Origin of the sequence: Thermocrispum sp. (genome assembly GCF_002919275.1) — a bacterium.
Taxonomy (GTDB): Bacteria; Actinomycetota; Actinomycetes; order Mycobacteriales; family Pseudonocardiaceae; genus Thermocrispum; species Thermocrispum agreste.
In genome coordinates this window covers 117,796-135,299 of the sequence record NZ_PKFA01000002.1, presented here as the reverse complement: position 1 = coordinate 135,299, position 17,504 = coordinate 117,796, and the positions used below count along the sequence as shown (strand labels likewise).

Sequence of the window (17,504 nt, the reverse complement as noted above, 5' to 3'; positions counted from 1 at the left end):
CAACCCCGCACCACTGGCATGCCCTCGGATGTCACCGCTACTTTCGGTAGCGTGCCAACTACTGTCGGCACGCGCAACGGTGACCATCGCGAACGCTCGCCGATGCCGTCCGGCGGCCTTGCCGACCAGGGCAACCATACGGACCCGGCGCGCAGGAGAACACCCTTTCGCCGACCGGGACGACTCCGATCACGTGCTGCTTCGCCGAGCCCGTGCAGCCCACACCACCCGCCCATCCCGTCCAGCCCGCCGGAACGGGACCGGCCGCCGGTGGACCGCACGACGGAGCAGGTGCGGACGGCCGGACATCGATCGCCACCGTCGGGCCGAGCCACTACCGTGATCGGCCATGGCCGTCGAGTGGGAGCAAGTCATCGTGGACGCGGCCGACCCGATCGCGCTGGGACGCTGGTGGCAGCGGGCGCTGGGGTGGGTCGTCGTCGACCAGGACGACGAGATCATCGAGATCCGCCCGGCCCCGGACCGCAAACCGGGCCTGTTGTTCGTTCCGTCGAGCGAACCCAAGACCGGCAAGAACAGGTTGCACATCGACCTGCGCCCGGACGACCGCGACGCCGAGGTCGAGCGGTTCCTCTCCCTGGGCGCCCGGCGCGCCGATGTCGGCCAGACCGGCGAGGAATCCTGGGTGGTGCTCGCCGACCCCGAGGGCAACGAGTTCTGCATCCTCGGATCCGCGCACTGACGACGGCCGCGGGGCGCACGCACTACGGCGTCCGGCGATCACCCGCGGGCGACAGCGGCGCACACGACCTGCCCGGAAGGACACGAAACCACCATCGTGGGGTTGCGGCACGCCCTCGGATCGGGCGGGGATCGTGACGACACCGAGAGGAGGGGGGCCGCGCCGTGTGCGCCTATGTCCTGGTCGCCGAGGACGACCCGAAGCAGGCGGAACTGGTGCGCCGCTATCTGTGCCGAGAGGATCACACGGTACGCGTCGTGTCCAACGGTCGCGACGCCATCGACGAGGTCCGCCGCCGGCCCCCCGACCTGCTGGTGCTCGACGTCATGATGCCGGGTGTCGACGGCCTCGACGTGTGCCGGGCGCTCCGCCGCGACTACGAGGTGCCGGTGCTGATCGTCACCGCACGCAAGAACGCGGAAGACAAGCTGCTCGGTTTCGACCTCGGCGCGGACGACTACGTCACCAAGCCCTACGACCCGCGCGAACTCATGGCCCGGGTGCGCGCCCTGCTGCGCCGGGCGGCACCACGGGCCGACCGCTCGCTCAGCGTGGGAGACCTCGTCCTCGACCCGGTGCGGCACACCGTGCGCCTCGGATCGCGCGGATCAACTGCACCCCGGCCGAGTTCCCCATCCTGGCCCTCCCCGGATCGTCCGCACCAGCTGTCCGGCGGCGAGCGGCAACGCGTCGCCATCGCCCGGGCCCTGGTCAGCGAACCCGCGATCGTGCTCGCCGACGAACCGACCGGCGCGTTGGACACCGCCAACGGCCAAGCGGTGATGGCGCTGCTGCGCGAGCTCAACGCGGCGGGCACCACCATCGCGGTGATCACGCACGATCGGGAGATCGCGGCCGGGCTGCCCAGGCAGGTGGAGATCCGCGACGGCACGATCCGGCGGGACGTCCGGGCCGGCCAGGAGGTCGCGGCATGAGCGATCCACGCCCGCGCCGGCCCCGGCTGGACCCGCTCGACGTGCTCGCGCTCGGCGTCGTCGGCCTGCGCTCCCGGCCCCTGCGTGCCGCGCTCTCCGCGCTCGGCATCGCCATCGGCATCGCGACCATGGTGGTCGTGGTCGGGATTCCGGCGTCCAGCCAGCAAGCGCTCGACCGGGAACTGTCCGCACTCGGCACCAACTTGCTGCGCGCGCAGGCGACCATGGACGAGCGGACCAACGCGCTGCCGCCCGTTCCGGAGCAGGCCGACGCGATGGTGGAGCGGATCGGACCCGTCACCCAGGCCAGCGCGGCCGCCACCACCCACGCCCAGGTCCGCCGCACGGACAAGATCCCGCCGGAGCAGTCCTCCGGCCTGACCGTGCTGGCCGTACGGCCGGACTTGCTGCGGCTGCTGGACGCCGAGCTGGTCGCGGGCACGCCGATCACCCGCGAGAACGAGGGGCTTCCCGTGACGGTGCTCGGCGCGACAGCCGCGAGCAGGCTCGGCATCACGTCCCTGCCGCCGGGTCAGCCCGCGCCCAAGGTGTGGATCAACAACCGGTGGTTCACCGTCGTCGGCATCCTGGCCGCCACGCCGTTGGACCCGGAGGTCGAACGCTCGGTGCTGGTCGGCTGGGAGGCCGCGCGAACCTGGCTGGGCTTCGACGGCCATCCCACGGTGATCTACGCCAGGGCGGTCGAGGAGCACCTGGAGTCCGTGCGCGACGTGCTGCCCGCCACGGTGTACCCGGAGAATCCGGCCCGCATCAAGGCCAGCAGGCCGTCGGACGCGCTGGCGGCCAAGCGCATCGCCGAGACCACGTTCTCCGGGCTGTTCCTCGGGCCGGCCGCGGTGGCGCTGCTGGTCGGCGGGGTCGGGGTGGCCAACACCATGGTGATCTCGGTGCTGGAGCGCAAGCGCGAGGTCGGCCTGCGCCGGGCACTCGGCGCGACGAAGGGCCAGATCCGCACCCAGTTCCTCACCGAATCCGTTGTGTTGTGCCTGTTCGGCGGGTTGACCGGGGTGCTGCTCGGCGTGTTGGGCACCGCCGTCTACTCCGCCATCAAGAGCTGGCCCGCCGTCGTACCGCTGGACGCGACGCTCGGCGGGCTGGGGTCGTCGATGGCGATCGGCGCGCTGGCCGGGCTGTATCCGGCCATCCGCGCCGCCCGCCTGACACCGACAGAAGCGCTCGCGGCACCGTGATCGCGGGCCTGCCTCCCTGCCGCCCTGCCCCGCGTCGGCTAGCGCCCGCCGGTGGCCGGCGCGGCGGTGGCCACGTTCGGCATGCCGCGCCGCCACACGGCACCGGCGCCCAGCATGATCAGCCCGGCCGCCGCCCACACCGCCAGCACCAGCCACTCGCCGCCGGTCGAGGCTCCGGGGAAGAAGCTGATCGAGCGCAGCAACTCCACCGCCGCGCCGTTCGGCAGGTAGGCGCCGACCGTGGCCATCGGTTCGGTGAGGAATTCGCGCGGCGCGAAGATCGCTCCCCACGGGTTGCCGACCAGCACCACCAGCAGGATCGCGACCAGGATCCCGGCTCGGCCGAGCAACGTGCCCAGGCCCGCGACGAAGGCGCCGATGGCGAGCATGCCCATCGCCAGCGCCGCCGAGACGAGCCAGTAGTTGCCGGGCAGCACGTCGAACCAGGGCCCGAGTACGGCGCCACCGACGAGCCCGCCCGCCGCCGCGGTCACCCCCAGGGTCGCGAAGCGGCGAATCGGGGTACGCACCAGCACCAGGGCGACGACCGCTCCGGCGATCCCGCCGATGAGCACGGGCAGGATCGCGATGTTCACCGCCTGACCGGCCCGCCCGACCGGCACCACGTCGGTGACCGTCACCGTGCCGGGCAGGCCCCCTGCGGCCAGTTGCGCATTCAGCGCGACACCCAGCTGGTTGAGCAGTTGCGTGATCTGCAGGCTGTCGGCGCTGGCGGTGAGGATCTCCGGTTGCTGCCCCAGCACGATGGCACCACGCACGTCGCGGGCGTGGATCGCGGCCACCGCCGCCTGCCGGTCGGGCACCGTGGCAACCTCGAACAGCTCGGGGCTGCGCGCGGTGAGCTGCTGTTCGACCGCGGCGACCGCAGGCTGAGGCCCGGCGACGGCGAGCGGGATGTGCTGCGGGCTCGCCGTGGTGATCGGCCACAGGAAGGCCGCGACGAACAGGCCGATGAACAACGCGACCGCGAGCCCGGCGCCGACGGCGACGCGCCACGACGTCGGCTGCGCAGCGATCTGCTGCTCCTGCTGGTCCGGGGTTGTGCTGGCCATGACTGCTCCCAACGAGGTGGCGCGACCGGATCGGCCGGAGCGCCGTCGGTTTCCTGCAATTCGCCTGCCGACCCCGGATGGTTGCTGTGCAGATCGCGCGACCGTTGTCACCCGAACGCGGCCAAGATCACCCCAAACTTGAATCATTCAAGAAAATTCGGCAGACTCCGGGCATGCCGACCCGGGAGGAGTTCGCACGCCAGCTGCGTGAGGCACAGCTCCGGGTCACCCGTCCGCGCCTGGCGGTCATGGCGGCGGTGCACGACCACCCGCACGCCGACACCGACACGATCATCCGCGCGGTGCGGAAGAGTCTCGGGGAGGTGTCGCATCAGGCGGTCTACGACGTGCTGCACGCACTCACCGACGCCGGCCTGCTGCGCCGCATCCAGCCGTTGGGCTCGGTGGCCCGCTACGAGACGCGCGTGGGGGACAACCATCACCACGTCGTGTGCCGCTCGTGCGGCGCCATCGCCGACGTCGACTGCGCCGTCGGCCCCGCACCGTGCCTGACCGCAGCCGACGACCACGGGTACGTCATCGACGAGGCAGAGGTCATCTACTGGGGGTACTGCCCCCGATGCCGCGAAGCGAGTTCCTGAACCCGCCGATTCCGAAAGGACAGTCAGTGACAGAGGGGCACGACGCGAAAGTCGGAGACGTCAACGTCGAGGAGGCCGGTGGCTGCCCGGTGGCGCACGGCCAGGTGAACCATCCGACCGCGGGCGGTCACGGCAACCAGGACTGGTGGCCGAACCGGCTCAACCTGGGCATCCTGCGCAAGAACCACCCGGGCTCCGACCCGAACGACCCGGGCTACGACTACCGCAAGGAATTCCTCACCCTCGACCTGGACGAGCTGGCCAAGGACGTGGACAAGGTCCTGACCACCTCGCAGGACTGGTGGCCCGCCGACTTCGGCCACTACGGGCCGTTCATCATCCGGATGGCCTGGCACGCCGCGGGCACCTACCGCATCCACGACGGCCGGGGCGGCGCCGACGGCGGCCAGCAGCGGTTCGCCCCGCTGAACAGCTGGCCGGACAACGCCAACCTGGACAAGGCGCGCAGGCTGCTGTGGCCGGTGAAGAAGAAGTACGGCCGCAAGATCTCGTGGGCCGACCTGCTGATCTTCGCGGGCAACCGGGCGCTGGAGACGATGGGGCTGAAGACGTTCGGCTTCTCCGGCGGTCGCGTCGACGCGTGGGAGCCGGACGACGACGTGTACTGGGGCCCGGAGACCACGTGGCTGGGCGACGAGCGGTACCGCGGCGACCGGGAGCTGGACAAGCCGTTCGCGGCGGTGCAGATGGGCCTGATCTACGTCAACCCGGAGGGCCCGAACGGCAACCCGGACCCGCTGGCCGCGGCCAGGGACATCCGCGAGACGTTCGGCCGGATGGCGATGAACGACGAGGAGACCGTGGCGCTCATCGCCGGCGGCCACACGTTCGGCAAGACCCACGGCGCGGCCGACCCGGCCAAGTACGTCGGCCCGGAGCCGGAGGGCGCTCCGCTGGAGGAGCAGGGCCTCGGCTGGAAGAACAGCTACGGCACCGGCAAGGGCCCGGACACCATCACCAGCGGCCTGGAGGGCACCTGGACCCCCACCCCGACCCGGTGGGACAACTGGTTCTTCGAGAACCTGTTCCGCTACGAGTGGGAGCTGACCAAGAGCCCGGCGGGCGCCTGGCAGTGGCGGCCGAAGGACGGTGAGGGTGCGGGCACCGTGCCGGACGCGCACGACCCGACCAAGACACACCCGCCGACCATGCTGACCACCGACCTGGCCCTGCGGTTCGACCCGGTCTACGAGCAGATCTCGCGCCGGTTCTGGAAGAACCCGGACCAGTTCGCCGACGCGTTCGCCCGGGCGTGGTTCAAGCTCACCCACCGCGACCTCGGCCCGAAGTCCCGCTACCTCGGCCCGCTGGTGCCGCAGGAGGACCTGATCTGGCAGGACCCGGTGCCGCCGGTGGACCACGAGCTGGTGAACGCCGACGACATCGCCAAGCTGAAGGAGCAGATCCTCGGTTCCGGGCTGACCGTGGCGCAGCTGGTGAAGACCGCGTGGGCGTCGGCGTCGACGTTCCGGGGCAGCGACAAGCGCGGTGGCGCCAACGGTGCCCGGATCCGGCTCGAGCCGCAGCGCAACTGGGAGGTGAACGACCCGGACGAGCTCGCCCAGGTGCTCAGCACGCTGGAGGGCATCCAGAAGTCGTTCAACGACGCCCAGAGCGGCGGCAAGCGGATCTCGCTCGCCGACCTGATCGTGCTCGGCGGGTGCGCGGCGGTGGAGAAGGCCGCGCGGGACGCCGGTGTCACCGTCGAGGTGCCGTTCACCCCCGGCCGCACCGACGCCAGCCAGGAGCAGACCGACGTCGAGTCGTTCGCCCCGCTGGAGCCGGTCGCCGACGGCTTCCGGAACTACGTGAGCAAGGGCGCCCCGCTGCCGCCGGAGTACCTGCTCATCGACCGCGCCAACCTGCTGACGCTCACCCCGCCGGAGATGACGGTGCTGGTCGGCGGCCTGCGGGTGCTGGGCGCCAACACCGGACAGTCCCCGCTGGGCGTGTTCACCAAGCGTCCGGGCGTGTTGACCAACGACTTCTTCGTCAACCTGCTCGAGCTGGGTGTGGAGTGGAAGCCGACCGGCGACGAGGCCGAGACGTTCGAGGCGCGCGACGCCGACGGCAACGTGCTGTGGACGGCCAGCAGGGTCGACCTGGTCTTCGGCTCGAACTCCGAGCTGCGGGCCATCGCCGAGCTCTACGGCGCCGACGACGCGCAGGAGAAGTTCGTGCGCGACTTCGTCGCCGCGTGGGACAAGGTGATGAACCTCGACCGGTTCGACCTGCACGACTGACCCGAGCTGATTGTCAGCTCCGCTGCCGCGCGGTGTCGTCCTGCCGGACGGCACCGCGCGGTTTTCGTGTGCGGCTTCCGGCAGGTGACCGTCCGGTCGCCGGATCGGCTCGACGGCCCGGCGCCGGGCTGCAGGGCATGGCCGGCGGTGTCGGCGCACCCTTGGTTACGCGGTCGAGCCAGGCGCTGACGGGAACAGCGCCCAGGGCGGGCTCCTCCTGCAGCAAGGCGTGTCCAATCCCGCCGACGACAGCGAGACCGGCGTGCCGCCCAGCCAGCTCCGAAGGCAGCGCCAGGCGGCCGTCCCGGTTGCCCCAGGACGGCCGCGTGTGATCTCGGCGTACTCCGGCTACGCGTGCGCGGGCAGGGCGGGCCGGCGGAGCCGCTTGCCCGACAGGTACCGGCGGCGGTCGGTGACCACGACGGCGGCCAGCGTGCCGACCAGCAGCCAGCCGACCAGTTCGGCGATGCCCCCGGCCAACCCGGGCCCGTCGGCCGCGATCGCCCGCAACGCTTGGATCGCTCCGTGGGTCGGCAGGTAGTCCGACACCGTGTACAGCGGCCCGGGCAGGGTCGACACCACACCGGTGGCGCCGGTCAGCACCAGCACCGCGAGCGATGCCAGCCTGCCCGGCCTGCCGAAGATCGCGGCCAGCGCCTGGTTCAACGCGACGAACGCCGACGACGCCAGCAGCGCGACCGCCAGGAATCCGACCGACTCGCCGAAGCTCAGCTCCAGCACCGGCACGGCCACCGCGGTGATGGCGGCGGCCGCGAGCGCTGCCGCCGTCGCGCCGGGAACGGCGGAACGAACGATGATCTTCCAGGTCGGTTCGCGCGCGGTCAGCACCTCGTCCGGCACGGCCCGCGTGACGATGTAGGTGGCCAGCGCCAGCGACCACAGCGCCAGCGCGGCGAACAGGGTGATCGCCAGCGGTCCGATGGGGGTCCCCTGCATGCTGGTCAGCGTCGGGGTGGCCGCCACCGTCTTGAGGTGGTCGCGCTCGTCGGCACTGTAGGTGGGGATGTCGTCGCGCCCCTTCGCCAGGCCGTCGCTCAGCTTCTTGGCGCCCTCGTCGAGCTGCACTGTGCCGTCGCTGAGCTTGCGGGCGCCGCCGGCCAGTTCGCTGGCACCTCCGCCCAGCTCCTTCGCACCGGATGCCAGCTGCTTGGCACCCTCGTCCGTTTGCTGGATGCCACTGTCCAGCTTCCTGGCTCCGCTGGCCGCGTCGGCGATACCACGCACCAGCGTGCCCATGTTGTCGGCCAGCTGCTCGTTGCCCTGCGCGACCTTCCGTGCCCCCTTGGCCAGCGCCGACACCGCATCCCGGGTCTGCACCGCCGCGGAACGCACCGAGTTCTTGGCCGCGTCGATCTTCCCGGCCTCGGCGGCCAGCCGGTTCGCAGCGGCGCGCAGCTCGTCGCAGAACCCCGGCAGCTCTTCCGAGCTCGGGCACCGATCGACCAGCTCCTGCAGCTTCTTGGCCGCGTCCTCCGCCGACGGCAGCGCGTCGACCGCATTGATGATCCGGTTGGCCAGCGGCACCAGGTTGCCTGCCAGCTGCTCGTTGCCGTCCGCGACCTGCTTGGCCCCGTCGGCGAGCTGGCGGGTCAGCTTCGGCAGCTGCGCGGTGTCCTTCTCCGCCTTGGTCAGCCCGCCCGCCAGCTGCGACGAACCGTCGGCCAGCTTCCCGGTGCCGTCGGCCAGCTGCGCCGCACCGTCGGCCAGCTGGGCGATCGCATCGGCCAGCTGGCTGGACCCGTCGGCGAGCTTGCGCGAGCCGGGCACCAGTTCCCCGGTGCCGTCGGCCAGCTTGCTCGCGCCCTCCACGACCTTGCCCATCTCCTTGTGCATCGTGGAGAAGCCGACGTAGATGTTGTCCAGGTACGTCTCGACCACCTGGCGGTTGAGCGTCTGCTGCGTGGTCCGGGCGATCATCTGCGCCAAGCTGGGATCGACCACACCCGCGCTGGTCGACGTGCGCACCTGGACGACGGCGCGGCGCGCCTTGAGCGGATCCTTCTCCGCGGTGGACGTGGCGCGTTTGGAGAAGTTCTCCGGGATGGTCACCACCGCGGCGTATTTGCCGCTCTTCAGCCCTTCCTCGGCGTCCTCGTCGTCGGTGAGCACCCACCGGAACGCGGAGTCCTCGTTGTGGGTCAGGCTGCCGGCCAGCTCCCTGCCCAGCGGCACCATCTGCCCGTTCACCTCGACCGGCTTGTCGTTGTTCACCACCGCGGCCGTCGCGGTGCCGTGGTCGCTGTCCGGAGCCCAGAACGCCCAGGTGAGCAGGCCCATGACCAGCACAGGGATGACGATCAGCCCGGTCCAGGTCTTCCACGTCAACGGGCCCGAGGACAACGCGCGGGCGGAGTTGGCGAACGGCTTGAACATCAGCGGACCTCCACCAGCTGTGGCGTCAAAGCAAGGAAGTGGGTACGCGCCCCCGGCAGCAGGTCGAGCAGCCGCTGCGGGTCCTGGCAGCTGAGCACGAAAGTGGCCGGCCGCCCGGACCGGGTCCGCCCGAGCGCCAGCATCTCGCGCAGCTCGTCACGCGAATCGGTGCGCAGCACCAGGTCGGCGTCGTCGAGCAGCACCAGGCGCACGTCGTCGTGCAGCGCGGCGCGGACTTCCGCCACCGGATCCTCGGCGTCCCGGCACGGGATCACCGCGACGTCGCGCCGCACCGCGTGCGTGTGCTGGGGCAGCACCCGGCCGAGCACCTTGAGGTCGCCGCGCACCCTGGTGACGCGTCCGGCCAGGGTGAACAGCAGCGCGGACTTCCCGACCTCGCCGGCCCCGTGCACCACGAGCACGTCGCCGTGCGGGAGACGGATGTCCACGTCGCGGTAGATCGGCTCGCCGCGGTGGTCGTCGAGGCTCACCGCGCGGGCGCTGACCGCCTCGTCCACGCCCGGCCACTCGCGCAGGTTCAGCTCGCGTACCAGGCCTTCGCCCTCCGCGTCGAACGCGGGCAACGCGCGATCCAGCTTCTTCGGCAACCACCACGCGGCACGACCGAGCAGCGCCATCACCGCGGGCACCAAGGTCATCCGCACGATGAAGGCGTCCACGAACACCCCCACCGCCAAGGCGAACGCGATGGGCTTGATCACCGGACTGCCCGCCGGCACGAACGCGGCGAACACCGCGAACATGATCACGGCCGCGGCCACCACCACCCGGGAGGCCGACACGAACCCGGTCTCGATGGCCCGGCGGGCGTCCCCGCCGTGCACGTAGTCCTCACGAATGCGGCTGACCAGGAACACCTCGTAGTCCATGGCCAGGCCGAACAGCACGCCCATGAGGATGATCGGCAAGAAGCTGATCACGCTGCCGACGTGCGTGACGTCGAGGACGTCGGCGAAGTTCCCGTGCTGGAAGACGAACGAGGTGGCACCGAACGCCGCGCCGACCGACAGCAGGTAGCCCACCGTGGCCTTGATCGGCACCCAGAGGGAGCGGAACACCATCGCCAGCAGGATCAGGGAGAGGCCGACGACCAGGATGCCGAACGGCAACAGCGCGTCGCCGAGCTGCTCGGACACGTCGATGCCGATCGCGGTCAGCCCGGTGACCGCGAGCTTGGTGTCGTACTTCTCCTCCAGCCGGGGCCGTTCCTCGCGCAGCGTCTGCACCAGCTGATCGGTTTTCGGCGAGTCCGGCGCCGTCTCGGGAATCACCTGGATGATGCCGGTGTCCACGGACGGATTGGGCGTGGCCATCGGCACGGATGCGACGCCGGGCAGCCGCCGGATCTCGTCGGCCAGGTCGTCCATCAGGCCGAGCGGATCGCGGCTGGTGATGATGTCCGCGGTGACGATCAGCGGACCGTTGTAGCCGGGGCCGAAGTGCTCGGAGACCACGTCGTAGGTGTCCCGGGCCGGGTTGCCCTCGGCCTCGGTGCCGTTGTCCGGCAGGGCCAGGCGCAGATCCGCCGCGGGGATCGCCATCACGCCAAGGCCGCCGATCACCAGCACGACGGTGAGCACCGGCACCTTGGTGACGGCTCGCACCCAACCGCGGGCGAACCGGCGATTGCTCCGCTGCGCCCGGCGCCTGCGCCGCTTGGGACGCAGCCGCTCACCGGCGAAGGCCATGAACGCGGGCACCAGCGTCACGGCGACCGCGACGGCCAGCGCGACGGCGATGGCAGCGGCCAGGCCCATGATGCTCAAGAACGGGATGCCTGCGACGGACAGGCCCGCCACCGCGATGATCACGGTCAGGCCGGCGAAGATCACCGCGGAACCCGCCGTGGCGGTGGCGCGCGCGATGGACTCCTCGACCTCGAGCCCTTCGGCGAGCTGGTCCCGGTGCCGGGACAGCAGGAACAAGGCGTAGTCGATGCCGACCGCAAGGCCGAGCATGATCGCCAGCATCGGCGTGGTGGACGAGATCGTGGTGAACGCGGTGGCCAGATACACCAGCGCGACCGCGATGCCCACCCCGACGACGGCGGTGATCAGCGGCATCACCGCGGCGATCAGCGAGCGGAACAGCAGCAGCATGACCACCAGCGCGACGACCATGCCGAGGCCTTCGATCGCGCTGAGCTTGGGCACCTGGTCGGCGAACGCGTTGCCGCCGGTGTAGACCTCGGCGCCACCGCCCACCTCGTCCGCCAGGTCGGCGGCGATCTCGGTCAGGTCGGCGCGGGTCTGCGGGTCGACGTGGGTCTGGTCGACCTCCAGCGCGACGGTCAGCATCGCCGCGCGCTTGTCCTCGGCGATCGCCCCCTTGACGTTCTTGTCGAACGGGCTGATCGCGGCGGCTACCTGGTCGAGACGCTCGATGCGGTCGACGGCGCCTGCCATGGCCTGCTTGATCTGCGGGGTGTCCACCGACTCGCCGTCCGGCACCAGCAGCACCAGCTGCGCCGAGGCACCGCTGACCTGCGGGAAGACCCGGCCGAGATGGTCGAGCGCCTGCTGCGACTCCGAGCCGGGGATGGTGAAGGTGTCGTCGGTGCCCTGTGCCGCCACGGCCGTCACGCCGCCGATCCCGGCCAGCGCTGCCACCCACAGGACGACGACGAGCACGCGAGCCCGAGCTGCCGCGCGCCCGAGACGGTAGAGCAACGACGACACAATCAGCTCCTATCGGTATTTGGATACATTGTGTATCGTAGATGCAGAGTGTATCCGATGCACTGTGTATCGGATCACCTGGCAAGATCTGCAGCACACCGGGCAGCCCCACCGACACCGAGGAGGACGCGATGACGGCGAGCGCCAAGCCGGACGGACTGACTCGCCGTCGCGCGGAAACCCGGAAACGCCTGATCGACGCCGCCTACGAAGTCTTCGCCGAGTACGGGATCCGCGACGCCCCGGTCGAGGTCATCTGCGATCGCGCCGGGTACACCCGCGGCGCGTTCTACTCCAACTTCGAGAGCAAAGAGCAGCTGTATCTGGCGGTGTTCGAAGCGCAAGCGGAGGAGCGGATCCGCCGTCTGCGCGAAGCCGTCGACGCCGCGGTCGAGGCGGCCGACATGACCGGCCCGGACGCCATGCAGCGCGTGCTGCACGACACCACCGCGGTGTTCCTGCACAACCTGTCCGACGACGTCACCTGGTATCTGCTCAGCGCGGAGTTCCGCGCGCTGGCACTGCGCCAGCCCGAACTGCACGCCCCGACGGTGGAGGCGGAGAACCGGTTCTACGCCGAGCTGGCCGAGATCCTGACCGACGCATTGCGGCGGATCGGCATGCGCTTGACCGCCGACCCGCGCATGGTCGTCATCACCGTCACCGCGGTCTACCAGGCGATGCTCGACGAAGCACTGCTGGGCGACCTACCACCCTCCGGGCCGAACCCGTACGTCGACGAGATGCTGCCGAGGCTGCTCGAGCTGCTGGTGGAGCCGGCCGACTGAGCCACCGCCCGGGCCGGAACGATCTTCGTCGCCGCCGCGGCGTGCGGCGGCTGGCCGCCCGGAGCCGTTCGGCGCCGCGGTCGCGCCCCGATCGCGTGCACGGCTCGCATGTTCGGTGCCCGCCCGACCTGGCAGCCCGCCCGCGGGGTGCAGCCGCGGCAACCATGCTTCGACGAGCGTTCACCGGCGAGCACATGGCACCGCCACCGGCCGTTCCTGACCGGGCCCGCCGGGCGTTCCACCGTCGGCTGATCACTCAGGCAGTCACGTCGCACCCGGCGGCAAACACCGCGGACGCCGATCCCCGTCCGACCCGACGACCGTGTGGCGCGCTCACCGCCTGTGCAGCACCACCCCTGGGTGCTGCCCGGCCGGTCGTCACCCAGCAGCCAGTTTCGACTCCTGTCGCATTGCTTCCGCGACGCGCGCCGGACCGCTGCGCAGCGCTGCTTCGAACGTGGCGATCCGTTGCCGCCCGCTCAACGGGTTGGTCCCCATTGCCGCCCGGTCGGCCAGGGTCGGCGTGAATACCCGCACCTGGTAGCCCGCGCGACGCAACGCCGACACCTCTGCTTCCAGCCGACGCTGCATGAACCGGCGCAGCACCATGTCCACCGCTTCGCCTTTCGAGCGCGGACGCTGCCATCTGGTGGCCCCGGCCATCGGCGCGAGCACCACGATCTCGTCGACCGGAGCGCCCACCAGCAGATCAGCCGAGGTCGACGAGTACACCGCCCCATCGACATACCGCCGGCCGTCGATCGTCACCGGCGGGCTCACGCCAGGCACCGAGCAGGACGCGCGCACGGCCTGCTGTATGTCTGCTGGCCCGTCCGCACCGAACGCGACCCGTTCTCCGGAGTCGTAGTCGACCGCCACCACCCTGGTCGCCGGGTGACCGAGCCACTCGCCGGGCTCGGTCAGCGCCAGCAACGGCGCAAGGAAGTCGTCCAAGCTCATCGTGCCCGCCGGGAACAGCCCGGACAGCGCCACGGACGGGCGCACACGATGCGGCTGGAGCACCCCACGCAGGGTCAGCTTCGGCGCTGCGGGCAACGGGCGCTTTCGCACCGGCGCCACCACCTGCCGGGCCGGAGGCTTGGCGCGCAGCGGGTGCCCGTCCGGCAGCTCCCTGCGATACCAGCGGCGCAGGTCGTCCACGTCGATCCCGCTTGCCAGCAGCGAGACCAACAGCGCGCCCTGTGACGTCCCGAGCAGGACACGCGCCTCGCTCGCCCGCCAGCCCGCGACCTCCTGCAGCGACACCAAAGTGGCCGCCGACCAGGCCAACCCCGTCACCCCGCCTGCCCCGATGACCAGCCCTTTACCGTGCCTTCGCGGCGGCTTTGGCGACCCGGACCACGTGTGCACAGAGTGTGCCGACACCATGACAGGAACTGTAAACACCGCGCCCGGCAAAAGCCAGCAGATCGGACGACGACACCAAGATCGGTATTCGTCAAAACACTCTCTGTATCAAGGTAAACCAATCGTCAAACAGCGCGCCTGGGGTGACATACACCACCCATCTGGTGTGACTCGAAGCACCCGATCGGACCCTTCCACACGATCACGTACAGATCACGACAACCCTGATTACCTGCGGTTTTTCTGCTGAATCACATAACACTTCGATAGTCAAGACCGGAAAGAAAATTCCGGTGAACCTTTTCCATACCGGGCCACGTGTGCTTATCGTAGCCAGCGGCCGGATCGCCCGGCCGACGTCCGCGGGGAGACGTGTAATTCATTCCATACACATCTGGAGGACGAACGTGCCCACGTCATCGGTAAGCGGCTCCGGCCGCGGCCGACGAATTGGTGCCACCGCTCTCGTCGCGGCAACATCAGCCGCAGCTTTGCTGACTTTCGACTCGTCGGCCGTCGCCGAGGCGGCGTCGCCGGCGAAGACCAGGACAGGCTTCTACGAGGTGTCCGACTCGGTGAAGCAGGGCAGCCGGATCACGTTCCGGGGCAAGCTGACCACCGCAGGCGGCTCGCCGCTGGGCGGCTACAAGGTCGACCTGATGCGGACCTACAACGGCAGCAAGTGGTTCCGGGTGGCCAGCCCGCGCACCTACAGCAACGGCAAGGTGTCGGTCACCAACGTCAAGATCAAGGCGACCGCGAAGTACCGCTGGGTCTTCCGCGGCACCTCCGGCCACGCCAAGTCGTGGTCCCGGACCCAGAAGGTGGTCGCGAAGGTGCCGATCAACCTGCGGATCGTGCGGGCGGCCGCGGCCAAGAAGGGGTCCCCGTACCGCTACGGGGCGTCCGGGCCGAACGCGTTCGACTGCTCCGGGCTGACCCAGTACGCGCACAAGCAGGTCGGCATCAAGCTGCCCCGCACGTCGCGGGACCAGTACAAGAAGGTGCGCAAGATCAGCAAGTCCTACCGCAAGCCCGGTGACCTGCTGTTCTTCCACCGCGGCGGCAACGTCTACCACGCGGCGATCTACGCCGGGAACAACACCATGTGGACGGCGCCGCAGTCCGGCGAGTCGGTGAAGAAGGCAAAGATCTACAGCAGCAGCTACTACGTCGGCCGCGCCTGGTAGGCGTTCGAACAACGGCCACCTGCTGATCGATCGCGCTTGACGAGGCGCATTGGCACCCGGCGGCTACCCGCGCCGAGCCCGTGAGGGCGGGGCGGGTAGCCGCCCTTTTGCCATGGGGGCCGTGCGGACAGCCACCCTCCTGCCACGAGGACCGTGCGGACAGCCACCCTCCTGCCATGGGGGCCGTGTAGGTAGCCGCCGTGAGGGCGGGCAGGCCGGCCCTGTGCCCGCCCAGGGCAGACGATCCGGCGACCACCTGGTTCCCGCAGGTGCGGCGAGCGTTCGGCCTGGCCAGGTGTCGGCCCGGTTTGTCATGCTTGCCCGCATGTGTCGAAACATCCGCGTGCTGCACAACTTCGACCCGCCCGCGACGGACGAAGAAGTGCACGCCTCAGCTCTGCAGTACGTCCGCAAGATCAGCGGCACCACCAAGCCGTCGGCCGCCAATGCGGAGGCGTTCGAGCGTGCCGTAGGCGAAGTGGCCGCCGCCACCCGGAAGCTGCTGGACAGCCTGGTGACGTCCGCGCCGCCGAAGAACCGGGAGGTCGAAGCGGCGAAGGCCAGAGCGAAGGCGGCCAAGAGATACGGAACCCTGGCCGGCTGAGCGCGGCCGTCGGCCGCGCCGAGTCGAAGGAAGATCCGAGTGCCGCTCCGACGAACGGCGCTGGTGACGCGACCCGGACGGTGGCGCACCGCCGGCCTGGCCTACGCGTGGACCTGACCGCCAGGGCCGTCGATGCCGCGCGCCCAGGCGCGCCGCGCCCCAGCGGCTCCAGCACAGGCCACACCGCACCCGCTCACGCCACGCCTCAACGGCTCCAGCCCAAACTGCACCTCACCGACCACACCACGCCCAACAACTCCACCCCAGGCCACAATCCACGACCATCACCACCGGCACCGCGCTCGAGCTCGGCCGCCCCACCGCAACGGGTCAGCTGCCCACCCCATCGACCGCCCGGCAGCCCCACGATCTTCGTCTCATCCGGAGCCGGCCGACGCTCCGGCAGGCCACTGCAGTGGCTCGGACTCGCCGACGGCACCCGACTCACCAGCCCGGGCAGCAACCCAGCCGACACCCACCCCCGAGACACAGGCCCGGCCCCCTCCCCGGCCACGCCAGCCCACCCACCAGGACGGCGACCCAGCAGCCACCGCCTCGCCGGTCCGAGCACAGGCTCAGGCCGAGCGCCGCCAGCGGACGCCGCCTACCCCGGCTCACTCGCCCAGGCCGCGGATCTCCGGCCCGAGCACCTTCCGGCCCTGCGTGATCTCCTTGAACTCCGCCCTGCTCACCGACACGTACCGGTCGTTGCCGCCGATCTCCACCTGCGGTCCCTCGGTGACCGCCCGGCCCTGCTCGTCCACCCGGACCACCATCGTGGCCTTCTTGCCGGTGTGGCAGATCGTCTTGATCTCCGTCAGGGTGTCCGCCCACGCCAGCAAGTACTTGCTGCCCTCGAACAGCTCTCCCCGGAAGTCCGTGCGCAGGCCGTAGGCCAGCACCGGGATGTTCAACCGGTCCACGATCTCGGTGAGCTGCCATACCTGGGCCTTGGTCAAGAACTGCGCCTCGTCCACCAGGACGCAGTGCAGCCTGCCGTTCGCCTCGACGTCCGCCTTGGTCAGCTCGAGCAAGTCCTCGTCGGCGGTGAATGCGCGCCCGTCGGCCTTCAAGCCGATGCGCGACGCGATCACACCCGTGCCGTACCGGCCGTCGACGCGGGGCGTGAACAGCAACGTCCGCATGCCCCGCTCGTGATAGTTGTGCGCGCTCTGCAACAGCGTCGTGGTTTTCCCCGCGTTCATCGCCGAGTAGTAGAAGTACAGCTTGCTCAATCCATGAACTCCTCGCCGTCGGACAGCAGGTCGAGCTGACGCAGTATCTCGCGGCTCTACGACACCCGGACACCCCTGGCCCTGCCAGCCCTGCAGTGCCGAATCCACCCGGTGCGGCTGTGACCCGACGCCCGAAAGTGCTTCCACGCGGATCGCCTGGGTCGACGGCGGCGTGATCGGCGCGCTCGGCCCGACCGTCCTCCTCTTGTTGATCACGCTGACAACTGATCGCGGCGGCGTCAGCGATCAAGAACCGAGGCGGGCAAGCAGCTGGCCAGGTTGAGGCGAGGATTCAGGCGCCTGCAACCTCGCGCCTTGAGCCAAACGAGAACGGTGCGGCGACCGGACCGCGAATCATCCGGCGGAACAGGATGCCCGGAAGAGGCACGGGATGTCGAGCTGCACCGGGTGTCCGTACGCAGAAGGCCGGGGCCGCTC

13 protein-coding genes are annotated in these 17,504 nt (G+C 70.3%); 8 read left to right on the top strand and 5 right to left on the bottom strand.

Annotated elements, in window-relative coordinates; translation table 11 throughout:
• The first annotated feature begins 349 nt into the window (after positions 1 to 349).
• The 3 genes from CXP56_RS00765 to CXP56_RS00755 all read left to right on the top strand — a co-directional run bounded on the left by CXP56_RS00765 (position 350) and on the right by CXP56_RS00755 (position 2,849).
• Positions 350 to 703 carry a VOC family protein gene (locus CXP56_RS00765; protein WP_028847294.1) on the top strand — a complete coding sequence of 118 codons (354 nt, stop codon included), beginning with the start codon at positions 350 to 352 and terminating at the stop codon, positions 701 to 703.
• A 164-nt stretch (positions 704 to 867) separates the two neighbouring features.
• A complete protein-coding gene (locus CXP56_RS00760; RefSeq protein WP_286899136.1) occupies positions 868 to 1,638 on the top strand; it encodes a response regulator in 771 nt (256 codons plus the stop codon).
• Entirely contained in the window at positions 1,635 to 2,849 is a 1,215-nt protein-coding gene (locus CXP56_RS00755) for an ABC transporter permease (RefSeq protein WP_286899134.1), read from the top strand. The genes CXP56_RS00760 and CXP56_RS00755 overlap by 4 nt, the downstream gene beginning before the upstream one ends.
• Positions 2,850 to 2,887: 38 nt before the next feature.
• Here the strand turns inward: CXP56_RS00755 and CXP56_RS00750 are convergent, their stop codons facing one another.
• Positions 2,888 to 3,922, bottom strand: coding sequence for a hypothetical protein (locus CXP56_RS00750; RefSeq protein WP_051310078.1), 1,035 nt, complete (start codon positions 3,920 to 3,922; stop codon positions 2,888 to 2,890).
• Between the two features lie 173 nt (positions 3,923 to 4,095).
• Here CXP56_RS00750 and CXP56_RS00745 point away from each other — a divergent pair, with 173 nt between their 5' ends.
• Positions 4,096 to 4,524, top strand: coding sequence for a Fur family transcriptional regulator (locus CXP56_RS00745; protein WP_028847296.1), 429 nt, complete (start codon positions 4,096 to 4,098; stop codon positions 4,522 to 4,524).
• 26 nt (positions 4,525 to 4,550) lie between these two features.
• A complete protein-coding gene (katG, locus tag CXP56_RS00740; protein WP_028847297.1) occupies positions 4,551 to 6,788 on the top strand; it encodes a catalase/peroxidase HPI in 2,238 nt (745 codons plus the stop codon).
• 348 nt (positions 6,789 to 7,136) lie between these two features.
• On the opposite strand, the gene CXP56_RS00735 is transcribed toward katG, so the two are convergent.
• Both CXP56_RS00735 and CXP56_RS00730 read right to left on the bottom strand, forming a co-directional pair.
• Positions 7,137 to 9,182 (bottom strand): YhgE/Pip domain-containing protein, encoded by a 2,046-nt coding sequence (locus tag CXP56_RS00735; protein ID WP_286899131.1) that lies wholly within the window; start codon positions 9,180 to 9,182, stop codon positions 7,137 to 7,139.
• Positions 9,182 to 11,881: an MMPL family transporter gene (locus tag CXP56_RS00730; protein ID WP_286899129.1), complete on the bottom strand. Its 2,700-nt coding sequence runs from the start codon at positions 11,879 to 11,881 to the stop codon at positions 9,182 to 9,184. Before CXP56_RS00730 ends, CXP56_RS00735 begins: the two co-directional genes overlap by 1 nt.
• Before the next feature lie 131 nt (positions 11,882 to 12,012).
• On the opposite strand from CXP56_RS00730, the gene CXP56_RS00725 reads away from it, so the two are divergent.
• Positions 12,013 to 12,669 (top strand): TetR family transcriptional regulator, encoded by a 657-nt coding sequence (locus CXP56_RS00725; protein ID WP_028847300.1) that lies wholly within the window; start codon positions 12,013 to 12,015, stop codon positions 12,667 to 12,669.
• 378 nt (positions 12,670 to 13,047) lie between these two features.
• On the opposite strand, the gene CXP56_RS00720 is transcribed toward CXP56_RS00725, so the two are convergent.
• Positions 13,048 to 14,058, bottom strand: coding sequence for a patatin-like phospholipase family protein (locus CXP56_RS00720; RefSeq protein WP_286899126.1), 1,011 nt, complete (start codon positions 14,056 to 14,058; stop codon positions 13,048 to 13,050).
• Between the two features lie 470 nt (positions 14,059 to 14,528).
• On the opposite strand from CXP56_RS00720, the gene CXP56_RS00715 reads away from it, so the two are divergent.
• Together CXP56_RS00715 and CXP56_RS00710 are read left to right on the top strand one after the other, a co-directional pair.
• Complete coding sequence (locus tag CXP56_RS00715) at positions 14,529 to 15,227, top strand: C40 family peptidase (protein WP_051310080.1); 699 nt, start codon at positions 14,529 to 14,531, stop codon at positions 15,225 to 15,227.
• A 325-nt stretch (positions 15,228 to 15,552) separates the two neighbouring features.
• On the top strand, positions 15,553 to 15,831 hold the full coding sequence (locus CXP56_RS00710; RefSeq protein WP_028847302.1) for a DUF2277 domain-containing protein: 279 nt from the start codon (positions 15,553 to 15,555) through the stop codon (positions 15,829 to 15,831).
• A gap of 614 nt (positions 15,832 to 16,445) precedes the next feature.
• On the opposite strand, the gene CXP56_RS00705 is transcribed toward CXP56_RS00710, so the two are convergent.
• Positions 16,446 to 17,066, bottom strand: a complete 621-nt coding sequence (locus CXP56_RS00705; protein WP_286899124.1) for a thymidine kinase — start codon at positions 17,064 to 17,066, stop codon at positions 16,446 to 16,448.
• Between the last annotated feature and the right edge of the window lie 438 nt (positions 17,067 to 17,504).

Bases quoted from the DNA above. Each gene is read 5' to 3' on its own strand.
- CXP56_RS00755 (WP_286899134.1), top strand. From the start codon at position 1,635: ATGAGCGATCCACGCCCGCGCCGGCCCCGGCTGGACCCGCTCGACGTG.
- CXP56_RS00765 (WP_028847294.1), top strand. From the start codon at position 350: ATGGCCGTCGAGTGGGAGCAAGTCATCGTGGACGCGGCCGACCCGATC.
- CXP56_RS00735 (WP_286899131.1), bottom strand. From the start codon at position 9,182: ATGTTCAAGCCGTTCGCCAACTCCGCCCGCGCGTTGTCCTCGGGCCCG.
- CXP56_RS00710 (WP_028847302.1), top strand. From the start codon at position 15,553: ATGTGTCGAAACATCCGCGTGCTGCACAACTTCGACCCGCCCGCGACG.
- CXP56_RS00720 (WP_286899126.1), bottom strand. From the start codon at position 14,058: ATGGTGTCGGCACACTCTGTGCACACGTGGTCCGGGTCGCCAAAGCCG.
- CXP56_RS00745 (WP_028847296.1), top strand. From the start codon at position 4,096: ATGCCGACCCGGGAGGAGTTCGCACGCCAGCTGCGTGAGGCACAGCTC.
- CXP56_RS00725 (WP_028847300.1), top strand. From the start codon at position 12,013: ATGACGGCGAGCGCCAAGCCGGACGGACTGACTCGCCGTCGCGCGGAA.
- CXP56_RS00750 (WP_051310078.1), bottom strand. From the start codon at position 3,922: ATGGCCAGCACAACCCCGGACCAGCAGGAGCAGCAGATCGCTGCGCAG.